The organism is Pseudomonas sp. EL_65y_Pfl2_R96 (assembly GCF_963970905.1).
Taxonomy (GTDB): domain Bacteria; phylum Pseudomonadota; class Gammaproteobacteria; order Pseudomonadales; family Pseudomonadaceae; genus Aquipseudomonas.
In genome coordinates, this window is the sequence record NZ_CAXAQH010000017.1 from 19,181 (window position 1) to 30,828 (window position 11,648).

At 61.1% G+C, this 11,648-nt stretch carries 10 protein-coding genes; 6 read left to right on the forward strand and 4 right to left on the reverse strand.

Annotation, left to right across the window (positions count from 1 at the left end; genetic code table 11):
* Nucleotides 1-12 precede the first annotated feature (12 nt).
* Nucleotides 13-3,033, reverse strand: coding sequence for an RHS repeat-associated core domain-containing protein (locus AACY49_RS17690; RefSeq protein WP_339525391.1), 3,021 nt, complete (start codon nt 3,031-3,033; stop codon nt 13-15).
* A 224-nt stretch (nt 3,034-3,257) separates the two neighbouring features.
* On the opposite strand from AACY49_RS17690, the gene AACY49_RS17695 reads away from it, so the two are divergent.
* The 5 genes from AACY49_RS17695 to AACY49_RS17715 all read left to right on the forward strand — a co-directional run bounded on the left by AACY49_RS17695 (nt 3,258) and on the right by AACY49_RS17715 (nt 7,577).
* On the forward strand, nt 3,258-4,064 hold the full coding sequence (locus AACY49_RS17695) for an alpha/beta fold hydrolase (protein WP_258699559.1): 807 nt from the start codon (nt 3,258-3,260) through the stop codon (nt 4,062-4,064).
* Nucleotides 4,061-4,915 carry an alpha/beta hydrolase gene (locus tag AACY49_RS17700; protein WP_339525393.1) on the forward strand — a complete coding sequence of 285 codons (855 nt, stop codon included), beginning with the start codon at nt 4,061-4,063 and terminating at the stop codon, nt 4,913-4,915. Before AACY49_RS17695 ends, AACY49_RS17700 begins: the two co-directional genes overlap by 4 nt.
* Nucleotides 4,916-4,965: 50 nt before the next feature.
* On the forward strand, nt 4,966-5,625 hold the full coding sequence (locus tag AACY49_RS17705; RefSeq protein ID WP_339525395.1) for a glutathione S-transferase family protein: 660 nt from the start codon (nt 4,966-4,968) through the stop codon (nt 5,623-5,625).
* An 8-nt stretch (nt 5,626-5,633) separates the two neighbouring features.
* Nucleotides 5,634-6,440, forward strand: a complete 807-nt coding sequence (locus AACY49_RS17710; RefSeq protein ID WP_258699562.1) for a DUF4892 domain-containing protein — start codon at nt 5,634-5,636, stop codon at nt 6,438-6,440.
* 81 nt (nt 6,441-6,521) lie between these two features.
* A complete protein-coding gene (locus tag AACY49_RS17715) occupies nt 6,522-7,577 on the forward strand; it encodes an AI-2E family transporter (RefSeq protein WP_320393654.1) in 1,056 nt (351 codons plus the stop codon).
* A gap of 154 nt (nt 7,578-7,731) precedes the next feature.
* Here the strand turns inward: AACY49_RS17715 and xopAW are convergent, their stop codons facing one another.
* From xopAW to AACY49_RS17730, 3 genes are all read right to left on the reverse strand, one after another.
* The gene (xopAW, locus tag AACY49_RS17720; RefSeq protein ID WP_339525399.1) at nt 7,732-8,583 is read right to left on the reverse strand and encodes an EF-hand domain-containing protein; all 852 of its coding nucleotides are present in this window, start codon (nt 8,581-8,583) and stop codon (nt 7,732-7,734) included.
* A 148-nt stretch (nt 8,584-8,731) separates the two neighbouring features.
* A complete protein-coding gene (locus AACY49_RS17725; RefSeq protein WP_258699565.1) occupies nt 8,732-9,787 on the reverse strand; it encodes a sensor histidine kinase in 1,056 nt (351 codons plus the stop codon).
* A complete protein-coding gene (locus tag AACY49_RS17730; RefSeq protein ID WP_339525401.1) occupies nt 9,787-10,545 on the reverse strand; it encodes a response regulator in 759 nt (252 codons plus the stop codon). The genes AACY49_RS17725 and AACY49_RS17730 overlap by 1 nt, the downstream gene beginning before the upstream one ends.
* 292 nt (nt 10,546-10,837) lie before the next feature.
* On the opposite strand from AACY49_RS17730, the gene pyrF reads away from it, so the two are divergent.
* Nucleotides 10,838-11,536: an orotidine-5'-phosphate decarboxylase gene (pyrF, locus tag AACY49_RS17735; protein WP_320393658.1), complete on the forward strand. Its 699-nt coding sequence runs from the start codon at nt 10,838-10,840 to the stop codon at nt 11,534-11,536.
* Nucleotides 11,537-11,648: the final 112 nt, after the last annotated feature.

Here is an 11,648-nt window from a genome sequence, read left to right on the forward strand (position 1 = left end):
CAGCCGCTGCGTTCACATGTGTGTCATCTGATGGGGCAGATTGGATCGTGAATAGCTGCGCTGCCTGCGCGTCGTCTCGCTGGTGACGTAGAAAATTTCGGTGGCTGCCGGGTCATCGGTCGCATTGCTTGAAACTGGCACGTTCTCTCGGGTGATACCGGCGCCGACCGTGTTCATTTCCAGATCCCAGGACGTTTGCCCCAGTTCTGCACTCAAGCCGGGTGTCGCGGTGGTCACGAAGGTCGATCGCAAGTCGCCGATGGCATTGCCGACCGCCCGCGTCATCGCAGCTTGAGTGTTTGCGTCCAATGCGCTGTATCCAGGAATCTGTGCGACGGCCAGATTGGCTAACTGTCCCAGGGAGGAAAAGAAATGCCGGCTGCTGAATCCGACGATGGCTTTGTTCGGGTCGAATGTCGGCCCACTGCCTTTGGACGGCTTGGTTGGCGTTCCACGCAATCCCCTCACGGCAGAGGCACCGGCCGCACCGACTGCCGTCGCAGTAGCACCGACCAGGGTCGACTGTAGGGCTTTACCCACGCTTTCATTCCCGAACAGCGTCGCGCCACCATACCCCACTGCTGCTCCGGCGGTGCCCACGGCGCCCATACTGGCCAGTCCGGTTACGAAGTCTGCACGGCCGACAGAGGGATTGCTCGGGCCGGCATTTGCAAAGTATTGGGATGACAGTTCGCGAAACACCGTCCCGAAAGCTCCGCCGATCTGAGCGGCAGCAGCTGTATTGCCTTTTGGATTGAGGGTTCCGAGCAAGGAAGGCGCAGCCCCCAGAGCTGCACCAAGGGCAGCGCCGCCGACTTTCGCCATGAGAGGCCCCCAGCTGGAGGGATCGTCGACGGAAACTCCGGATTGAGCCCAGTTAGCGCTCGCATACCCGCTGATGCCGCCTGAAATCGCGCCCGCTGTGGCGCCGGCAGCAGTCACTGCCACGTTCATGGGCGACATCAGCGTGGTCATTGCATATTGCACGGTGGCGGCGATCAAGGCGCTTGCAAGTTCTCGGGCCGCCGTCGCACCGGCCGCCATGGCGGTGTCGAGCCCAGCCAGGCCCTGAACATCGACAAACCTGACCGGATTGCCGTGCACCATGGCAAACAGATTCCAGCCATCGGCAGTGCCTGCCGGGTCGGGGTTGAGCCAGCGCCCCCACCAGTGGGCGTAGTAACGTTGTCCGTAGTAATACAGTCCGGTGGCATCACGTTCCTGGCCTGAGTATCGCCGGGTCTTATAGCTGGCCTGTACTTTGTCCGGGCCGGCCCACCATGAAGTGCCACCGTAGGGGTAGTACATTTCCTCGCTGATCAGTTCGGCGTGTTGACCGAGTTCCAATGTACTGGAGCCCAAATGATTGCTCAGGCTGTAACGATACTGATCGGCGTTGCCACTGCCTGGCTCCCAATGCAGAACCTGTACCGCGCAGCGTCCGGCCTGGACCGAAATGACATGTAGAACTTCTTCGGGAGATGTACGGATTTCCAGCCCTGGCAAATAGCGCACTTCATGCGTTCGCGTTGATGAACCGCCTTGAGTGACGCGAATTTTGCGCTTGCGCTGACCAGACTCGTCGTAAAGGTAGATTTCGCTGTCATTGGGTGAGTTCTCGCGCACCACTTGATCGACCTGCCGCAGACGGTTGTTCAGGCTCCAGGTCAGATTCTGGCCCGCCATCAACTCCCTTTTGTTGCCGTTGGCATCGAATCCGGCGGTGATTTCACTCTCGTCGGGTAGCCCGCCGTCAGCCTTTTGCGCCAGTCCCCGATTGCTGTATTTCGAAATCGCCGTCTGCTGTGTCCAGCTGTGGCTGGCAGCGTTGTGAACCAGTGTCGTGAGGTTGCCGGCACAATCGTAGGTATAGGTCTGGCGGTAATTTTCCAGCTGCCCCGGGTCGGGAGGGGAAACAAAGACCGGCTCCTGAGGGCCGTTCTGGCTATTGACCCGCTGCCAGCCGTTTGCCTCTATCAGTTGATACAAACTGTTGTAGGTGAAAGTGTTGGTCGGTTCGATCTTCTGGTTGCGAAAAAAACGGGTGCGCCGAGCCGCATCTTTGATGCTGAGGATATTGCCGGCCCGATCATAGCCGTACACCAGGTGTTGAAGCGGTGGCCGGTCGGGAAGTCCGGCCTGGAGTTCCTGCAATCGGCCGTCCTGTGGGTCGTATCGGGCTTCGCTGATCACGCCATTGCCGGCGGTCTGGCGCTCGATGTTGCCAAAGGTGTTGTAGTGGATGCCGCTCAGTAGCGATTTGTCTTGCGATTGCCCGGCGAGCTTCAAGCGAACCTGACCGAGCTGGCCGGCGATGTTCAGATCTGAATATTGGACGTTGCCTTGTGCATCTTCCTGGCTGACCATGAGCCCCAGAGCATTGTAGAGGGTGCGGGTGGTCGCGCCGCTGCCGGGCTCGCTCAACCGGTTTCTTTCGGCTTCATCAATGGGCCAGTCCGGTTCGCCCAGCTCTTTGAGAAAATGTCGAGTCTGCGCGCTGACTCCGCCCGTCAGCGCGAAGTCAGTGAAGTGCACAGTGCCGGCGCTGTCGTCATGGCGGATCAATTGGCCGCATTGATTGCGCGAGGCAGATTCCGGAGTGTTGCCCCCATAGGTGTAAACCGAGCGGTTTCTTGCGGATGTGCCGTGAGCCTGTTCGACGGTTTTGACCGGGCGCAGCAACAGGTCGTATTCGGTTCGAACCTGAGTGAGCAGACTGTCCCAGCCGATGAGGTTTTGACCGGCTACACCGGTCAGGGTCAGCCGGCTTCCCGCATCCACGCTGTCACTGTAGAGGGGCGTACCCGTGAGGCTGAAAACTGTCGTCAGGTTTGGCCGGGCGTCTGGCTCGGCCTCAAGCAGCTTGAACAGACGAGGGTCGCGGCTGATCGTCGGGCGACCTGTGGCATTATAGGATTGACGGTAAATCCGAGGCTCTGCTGTCTTGCCGGGCGTGTCACGGTAGTAGGACACAGTGGCGACGTTGAGCCCTCGAGGATCTTTCACGGAGACTGTCGGGGTTTTTGTGTGCATGGGAGCAGTCTCCTGAAAGAGCTTCGAATCGGGCATAGTTATTCGTAGTTGCTCCTGAAGTATCAACTGTCAGAAATGACAGGTAAGTGAGGTGTTCGACGAATGCCAGGATTGTTTTTCATCGACGAAACGACGCTGTCATCATTCCTGTCAGTTACGGTCATTGCTGTAGGACACGGTCTTACGGACAATCACCCTCTGTTTTTTGCACATGGATCGCCGGTATGTCGCAACAGGTGTTTTTCGCTCACGCCAACGGTTTCCCTTCGGCCACGTACGGCAAGTTGTTTGCCGCGCTGGCGCCGGAGTACCAAGTGGCGCATTTGGAGCAGCACGCCCATGACCCGCGTTTTCCGGCGGACGACAACTGGAACAATCTGGTGGATGAGCTGATTCATCACCTCAAGCAGCAACCCGGGCCGGTCTGGGGCGTTGGCCACTCCTTCGGCGGCGTGCTGCACCTGCATGCCGCGTTGCGTTGCCCAGAGTTGTATCGCGGCGTGGTCATGCTCGATTCGCCGGTGCTGACCCGCGCCGATCAATGGGTGATCCGTGCCGCCAAACGCTTCGGTTTCATCGATCGCCTGACCCCGGCCGGTCGTACCCTGGGACGGCGGGAAGAGTTCGCCGATCTGGAGGCGGCCCGCCTGTATTTCGCTGGTAAAACCCTGTTTCGCGGCTTCGATCCGGAATGCTTCGAGGCCTATCTTCAACATGGTTTGCAAAAGGTCGGCGACAAGCTGCGTCTGCGGTTCGACCCGGCCACGGAAATCAGCATCTACCGTGGCGTGCCCCATACCAGCCCCGGCAGTGCGCGGCAGCTGAAAGTGCCACTGGCGGTGGTTCGCGGGCACAAGAGCCGCGTGGTGATGCGCCATCACGCCCGTTCTGTCGGGCGCATGCCTTTGGGCGAGTCCTTGACCCTGCCCGGCGGCCACATGTTTCCTCTCGAACGTCCACAGGACACGGCCATGCTGCTGAAAAATCTGTTCAGTCGCTGGGAAGGTCGCCGCCAACAGGAGTGCGCATGAGCAGCGTCGTTGAAGAAGTTCGCCTGAGCCTGCCGCATATCGAGTTGGCGGCGCACCTGTTCGGGCCCGAGGACGGCTTGCCGGTGATCGCCTTGCACGGCTGGCTGGACAACGCCAACAGCTTTGCCCGGCTGGCGCCGAAGCTCAAGGGCTTGCGCATCGTCGCGCTGGACATGGCCGGGCACGGTCACTCGGGGCATCGGCCGAACGGCGCCGGTTATGCGCTGTGGGACTACGCCCACGACGTGTTGCAAGTGGCCGAGCAGTTGGGATGGCCGCGTTTTGCGCTGCTGGGGCATTCCCTGGGGGCGATCGTCTCGCTGGTGCTGGCCGGGTCGTTGCCGGAGCGGGTGACTCACTTGGCGTTGATCGACGGCATCATTCCTCCTACAGACAAAGGCGAAAATGCCGCCGAGCGCATGGGCATGGCCCTGCAAGCGCAGCTGGATCTGCGGGAAAAGCGCAAACCGGTCTACAACACCCTCGACCGGGCCGTCGAAGCGCGCATGAAAGGCTTGGTGGCGGTCAGTCGCGAAGCCGCCGAATTGCTGGCTCAGCGCGGCTTGATGCCGGTGCCGGGCGGTTACACCTGGCGCACCGACAACCGCCTGACCCTTCCATCGCCGTTACGTCTGACCACTGAACAGGCGATGGCTTTCGTCCAGCGCGTCAGTTGTCCTGCACAGCTGGTGGTCGCGGCTGACGGCATGCTCGCCAAACACCCCGAGTTGCTGGAGCGTCTACCCTTTAGCCGTGAACAGTTGCCTGGCGGCCATCATTTGCACCTGAATGACGAACCCGGTGCCGACCTTGTCGCAGACTGTTTCAATCAGTTCTTCGCCGTTCCTTGACTTGCGCCGGGCAACTGTCGAGGCTGGGCGGGTTGAAATGGGAGACAACCATGATAGATCTGTACACCGCAGCGACCCCGAATGGCCACAAGGTCTCTATCGTGCTCGAGGAACTCGGCCTGCCCTATACGGTGCATGCCTTGAGTTTCGACAAAAAGGAACAGAAGTCCGAGGACTTCCTCAAGATCAATCCCAATGGCCGGATTCCGGCGATTGTCGACCGCGCCCATGGCGATTTCGCTGTGTTCGAATCCGGCGCAATTCTGATTTACCTCGCCGAGATGACCGGCAAGCTGCTGCCCCAGGACCCGAAAGGGCGCTCGGTAGTGTTGCAGTGGCTGATGTTCCAGATGGGCGGCATCGGTCCGATGCAGGGCCAGGCCAACGTGTTTTTCCGCTATTTCCCGGAAAAACTCCAGGGTGCCATCGACCGTTATCAACATGAAACCCGGCGCTTGTATGAAGTGCTCGACACGCGTCTGCAAGCCGTGGAGTTTCTGGCGGGAGAGTACAGCATTGCCGACATCGCGACCTTTCCGTGGGTCCGTGGCCACGACTGGTCCGGTGTCTCGGTGGACGGCTTGCCGGCCTTGCAACGCTGGATAGCCACCATGGAGGCGCGCCCTGCGGTGCAGCGTGGTTTGCTGGTGCCCGAGCGCATCGATGATGCCAGCATCATCAAAGGTGCCCAGGCCATGTTGATCCGATGAGCCTATCCATGCGTTCACTCACTCTGCTGGCACTATGCACTTTCAGTCCCTGGTTATTGGCCGCTGATATCCCGGGCAGTCAGGATCTGCCGATCGTGCCGCGCATGACCGATGCACAGATCGTCGACTATCGCCCGACGGTTGAGCTCGAGCGGATTTACCCGCTGGGTTCGATCCGCAAGATCAGCGGTCAGTTGCGCTTCGACGGCCAGGTCACCGCACGGGGGCAAACCACCTCGGTCACCTACGAATTGCCACCGGAGCATGCCTCCACTGAGGCCTTCACCGCCGCCCGCGAAGCCTTGCAGAAGCAGGGCGCCGAACTGTTGTTCTGGTGCCAGGCCCGGGATTGTGGCGAAAGCAGCCTGTGGGCCAATGAAGTCTTCGGCAACGCCAAGCTGTATGGCGCCGATAATGAACAGGCTTATTTGCTGCTGCGTCTGGCGGCCCCTCAAGACAACACACTGGTGGCGCTTTACAGCATCACTCGCGGTAATCGCAGGGCCTATCTGCACGTCGAGCAGTTCGACGCCGCCGCGCCGCTGGGTAATTTGTTGCCGACGTCCGCCACGTTGCTGCGCCAGCTCAAAAGCACCGGGAAACTCGATTTCCCCAAACTCGGCGGTGACCCTGACGACACCTGGCTGCGTTTGATTTCCCGGGGCCTGAACCTGGACACCACGTTGCGGGTCGGCGTTTCGGGGCCCAATGCCGAAGCCTGGCGCCAGGCGCTGATCGGCCAGGGCGTGCGCACGGCGCGGATGGAAACCGGCAGCGTCGAAGGCTCTGGCCTGCACTTCGAATTGTTGCGATAAGCTCATTCGGCGAACGCGTTCTGCGCGTTCGCCTACGCTTTGCTGACTGACTTTTTCGGCTGACTTTTTTCAGGATCTTACATGCTCAATAATGATCGGCTGTTGGTGCAGATCCTGCTCCTGGTGCTGTTTGGCGCGAGTTTATGGGTGATGGCGCCATTCTGGTCGGCGCTGTTCTGGGGCGCGGTGCTGGCGTTTGCCAGTTGGCCGCTGATGCGTCTGTTGACCCGTTGGCTCAATGGTCGTGAATCCCTGGCGGCGCTATTGCTGACGCTCGGCTGGATGATATTGGTGGCGGCACCGCTGGTATGGCTGGGGTTCAATCTGGCGGATCACGTGCGCGATGCCACGGCGTTCATCAAGGATGTGCAAGTCGATGGTCTGCCTGAAGCACCGGTCTGGCTGGGCGGTATTCCCCTGGTCGGCGAGCGGTTGGTGGGGATCTGGAACAGCATCGATCAGCAAGGCGCGGCGATGATGCTGGCGATCAAGCCTTATCTGGGGCAGGTCGGTAACTGGTTGCTGGCGCGCAGTGCGCAGATTGGCGGCGGGATTCTAGAGCTGACGCTGAGTATTGTTTTCGTGTTCTTTTTCTACCGGGACGGGCCGCGTCTGGCGGTGTTTGTCCATGGGTTGCTGGAGCGGCTGATTGGTGAGCGCGCCGGGTATTACATCGACCTGGTGGCGGGTACCGTGCAGCGGGTGGTCAATGGGGTGATCGGTACAGCGGCGGCTCAGGCGGTGCTGGCGTTGATCGGCTTCCTGATTGCCGGCGTGCCTGGGGCGTTGGTGCTGGGGATTGTGACGTTTTTGCTGAGCCTGATTCCGATGGGACCGCCGCTGGTGTGGATTCCGGCCACGGCCTGGTTGGCCTGGAAGGGCGAGTACGGCATGGCGGTGTTCCTCGGGATTTGGGGGACATTCATTATCAGCGGGGTCGACAACGTGCTTAAGCCGTACCTGATCAGTCGGGGCGGGAATTTGCCGTTGGTGATTGTGTTGCTCGGGGTGTTTGGCGGGTTGATTGCGTTTGGGTTTATCGGGTTGTTCATTGGTCCGACGTTGCTGGCCGTGGCTTACAGCCTGCTGACCGATTGGAGCAAGAGCCAGGCTCGGGTTGAAGATCGCCGGCCCTGAGGTTTTTTGTTGGGGTTTGCGGGCTCTTCGCGGGCAAGCCCGCTCCCACACTGGTTTTGGGTTGGTCACTAACAGTGTGATCAACGCCGATCAACGGTGGGAGCGGGCTTGCCCGCGAAACGGACGACACGGTCTGTCAGACTGAACGCCTGACTCAGGTCGCGACGTTCAGGTGTTTGCCCACGGTCGCCACGTTGTCGAGCGAGTACTGCTTGCTCAGGTTGGCGATCATTTTGTTCAGGGCTTCGGTCACGTTGAACGGGTCGGTGGAGCTGTCGGTGCTTTGCTCACGGCCGGCTTGCAAGGCGGCTTTCAGTTCATCGCTGCTGACGCCATCGCTGCTGTCGCTATCGAGCGCTTTGAGCAGCGCGGCGCTGGTGTCGGTGTTGGTCGATGAGGTGCTGTCGCTGGCCAGGGCGCTGCTCAGTTCCGTGGTCGTGACACTGCCATCGCTGTCGGCATCGAGTTGGCTGAACAGTTCTTCGCTGGACACCTGTTGAGGTGGCGGCGGCGGAGGGGTCAGGCTGGCGGCGAGTTCGTCCTGGCTGACGGTACCGTCTTCGTTCTTGTCCAGGGCCGAGAAGATTTCCGCGCTGTCGGCCGTACTGCCGGCGTTGGTCAGACCGCTGCTCAGTTCATCGCTGCTGATGGCGCCGTCACTGTCTGAGTCTAGGGCGCTGATCAGCGCATCGGCCAGTTCGGTGTTCGGTGCCTGATCGCCCGGCGGCGGTGGTGGAGGGGCCATCGCGGCCATTTCCTCGCTGCTCAGGCTGCCGCTTTCGTCGCTGTCCAGGTCACTGAAGTTCTTGCTCAGGGTGACCAGCGGACCGTCGTCGGATTTCTGTGACAGGGCGCTCTTGAGCTCGTCCTGGTCCACCGCGCCGTTACTGTTGCTGTCGAGTTTGGCGAGCAGTTCTTTCTGGAATTGCTGGCTGCGAGCGCTGTTGGTGGAGGTGGTGCTGCTGGTACTGGTATAGCTCGTGTAGTTGCTGACACTACCGATCATTGTGCTCACTCCTTGGAATGGGAAACCGGTGGGTGCACCGGCCTATGCAGCCTCAAGGGGCAAGTTATCGTGGGTATATGGGATTTGTACCGATTGGTACACACACAAATATCGGGCCGGCATCAAATCCTGTGGGAGTCGTTGTGGCTCAGAGGCGCGGCAGGCGGATGACCGCCGTGAGACCACCGCCGGGGGTTTCTTCCAGGCTCAATTGCCCTCCCAGACGCTCCGCTGCTTCCCTGGCGATGGTCATGCCCAGACCGACGCCGCCGGAGTTGCGATTGCGCGAGCCTTCCAGACGAAAGAACGGTTCGAACACCGCCTCACGTTTATCCGCCGCGATACCCGGGCCATGGTCGATGACCCGGATCACCAGCTCCTCGCGGCTGTCCTCAAGCGTAATCAGCGCGTCCCCGGCATAACGCAGAGCGTTATCCAGCAGGTTGTTGACGCACGAGCGCAAGGCCATCGGCTGAACCTGCAACGGGGCGCAATGACCGCTGCTCTGGACGTCGGCGCCCTGGTCCTGAGCGTTTTCGCTCAGGGATTCGACCAGCGCTTGCACGTCCATCCATTGTGGCGCTTCGCTGGTGCGCTGTTCGTGCAGGTAAGTGAGGGTGGAATCGAGCATGCCGATCATGTCGTCCAGGTCCTGACGCATCTGGCCTTGCAGCTTGTCGTCGTCGATCTGTTCCAGCCGCAGTTTGAGCCGCGACAGCGGCGTGCGCAGGTCATGGGACACTGCGCCGAGCATTCGCGAGCGCTGCTGCATCTGTTCCAGAATGCGTTTCTGCATCAGGTTGAAGGTGTGCGCCGCTTGGCGCGCTTCCCGTGGACCGGACTCATCCAGGGGCGGACTGTCGAGATTTTCACTCAGGCGTTCGGCGGCGTCGCTCAGGCGCTGAATCGGGCGGGTCAACAGCTTGGCGCCGTACCAGGCCGCGATGATCAGCGAGACAAGCTGAAAGGTCAGCGGCACGAGTGGCCCGCCGAACCATGGCCGTGGCGGCCGGTTGTCGAAGCGTGGGGCCATTGGCGGGCGTTGTCCGTCGAAGCGCTCGGAAAACTCCGACGGCGGTGGGGGAGGCGGAGGGGGTGGCCCATAATGTTTGAACCATAAAAACGCTAACAAATGCGCCAGTACGATCGCCAGCAGCAGCACGCCAAACAGGCGGCCGAACAGCGTATCGAAGCGCGCACGCATCAGCCGATGTCTCGTGCGTCGAACAGATAACCCTCGCCGCGAACGGTCTTGATCAGCTGTGGGGCTTTCGGGTCGTCACCGAGTTTCTGGCGCAGGCGCGACACCAGCAAATCGATGCTGCGATCAAACGCTTCGATCGAGCGACCACGAGCGGCGTCCAACAGCTGTTCGCGGCTGAGCACCCGGCGCGGACGTTCGATGAACACCCAGAGCAAGCGGAATTCGGCGTTGGACAGCGGCACCACCAGGCCATCAGCGGCGATCAACTGGCGCAGCACACTGTTCAGCCGCCAGGTGTCGAAGCGAATGTTCGCACGCTGTTCGGTGCGGTCGTCGCGCACCCGACGCAGAATGGTCTGAATCCGCGCGACCAGTTCCCGCGGTTCGAATGGCTTGGCCATGTAGTCGTCGGCACCCAGTTCCAGGCCGATGATCCGGTCGGTGGGTTCGCAGCGGGCGGTGAGCATCAGGATCGGGATGTCCGATTCGGCGCGCAGCCAGCGGCACAGCGACAAACCGTCTTCGCCGGGCAGCATCAGGTCGAGCACCACCACGTCGTAATGCTCGGCTTGCAGCGCCTGACGCATGGCGGCGCCATCGGTGACGCCGCTGGCGTGGATATTGAACCGGGCCAGGTAATCGATCATCAGCTCGCGGATCGGGACGTCATCGTCGACGATCAGGGCGCGAATGCTCCAGCGTTTATCATCGGGCGGCGCTTTTTGATCGTCGTTCAGAGGTGCTGGGGAGTTGTGCATGCGTGCGTTCATCTGCCAGGTAGGCTGCCAACCACAAAGATAGGCTGCGAGGTTGTGGCTTCAGCATAGGCGTCCGGCCGTGAGGCGGGAAGTGCTGTAGGACCTGTTGCGGCTGCCGAGGGTAGCGTTGAAGGGTGTTGTGGGCGTGTCGTGTATGTATCGGGCTCGACACAATTGGTGAAAGGACTAGTCTTGGCTGAGCCGACTCGACGATTTACCGATCATCGGGTCCCGCAGCGTCGCTGGTTCCGCTACAATGCGCGCCGATTTCGACTTGCCTGAGAGCCCACTCATGTCCGCCTGCCAGACGCCTATTATCGTCGCCCTGGATTTCCCCTCCCGTGACGCCGCACTGAAGCTGGCCGATCAACTGGACCCGAAGCTGTGCCGGGTCAAAGTCGGTAAAGAACTGTTCACCAGTTGCGCTTCGGAAATCGTCGGCACCTTGCGCGACAAGGGTTTCGAAGTGTTCCTGGACCTCAAGTTCCACGACATCCCGAACACCACCGCCATGGCCGTCAAGGCCGCCGCGGAAATGGGCGTGTGGATGGTCAACGTGCACTGCTCCGGCGGCCTTCGCATGATGGCTGCGTGCCGCGAGGTGCTCGATCAGCGCACCGGCCCGAAACCGCTGTTGATCGGCGTGACCGTGCTGACCAGCATGGAACGTGAGGATCTGGCGGGTATCGGCCTGGACATCGAGCCGCAGGAGCAGGTGCTGCGCCTGGCCGCGCTGGCAGAAAAAGCCGGGATGGACGGTCTGGTCTGCTCGGCCCTCGAAGCCCAGGCCTTGAAAGCCGCTCACCCGTCGCTGCAACTGGTGACCCCGGGGATTCGCCCGGCGGGCAGTGCCCAGGACGATCAGCGCCGCATCCTGACCCCGCGTCAGGCGCTGGATGCCGGTTCCGACTACCTGGTGATCGGTCGTCCGATCAGCCAGGCGGCGGATCCGGCGAAGGCGTTGGCCGCCGTCGTCGCAGAGCTCGCTTAAACGCCACTAAACCTGTGGGAGCGGGCTTGCCCGCGATAGCGGTGAATCAGAAACATTAATGTTGACTGACACGCCCCTATCGCGGGCAAGCCCGCTCCCACAGGGTTTTGTG

Coding starts and splice junctions, on each gene's coding strand:
- AACY49_RS17725 (WP_258699565.1), bottom strand. CDS start 9,787: ATGCGTGCGCGCTTCGATACGCTGTTCGGCCGCCTGTTTGGCGTGCTG.
- pyrF (WP_320393658.1), top strand. CDS start 10,838: ATGTCCGCCTGCCAGACGCCTATTATCGTCGCCCTGGATTTCCCCTCC.
- xopAW (WP_339525399.1), bottom strand. CDS start 8,583: ATGATCGGTAGTGTCAGCAACTACACGAGCTATACCAGTACCAGCAGC.
- AACY49_RS17710 (WP_258699562.1), top strand. CDS start 5,634: ATGCGTTCACTCACTCTGCTGGCACTATGCACTTTCAGTCCCTGGTTA.
- AACY49_RS17695 (WP_258699559.1), top strand. CDS start 3,258: ATGTCGCAACAGGTGTTTTTCGCTCACGCCAACGGTTTCCCTTCGGCC.
- AACY49_RS17700 (WP_339525393.1), top strand. CDS start 4,061: ATGAGCAGCGTCGTTGAAGAAGTTCGCCTGAGCCTGCCGCATATCGAG.
- AACY49_RS17730 (WP_339525401.1), bottom strand. CDS start 10,545: ATGCACAACTCCCCAGCACCTCTGAACGACGATCAAAAAGCGCCGCCC.
- AACY49_RS17705 (WP_339525395.1), top strand. CDS start 4,966: ATGATAGATCTGTACACCGCAGCGACCCCGAATGGCCACAAGGTCTCT.
- AACY49_RS17715 (WP_320393654.1), top strand. CDS start 6,522: ATGCTCAATAATGATCGGCTGTTGGTGCAGATCCTGCTCCTGGTGCTG.
- AACY49_RS17690 (WP_339525391.1), bottom strand. CDS start 3,033: ATGCACACAAAAACCCCGACAGTCTCCGTGAAAGATCCTCGAGGGCTC.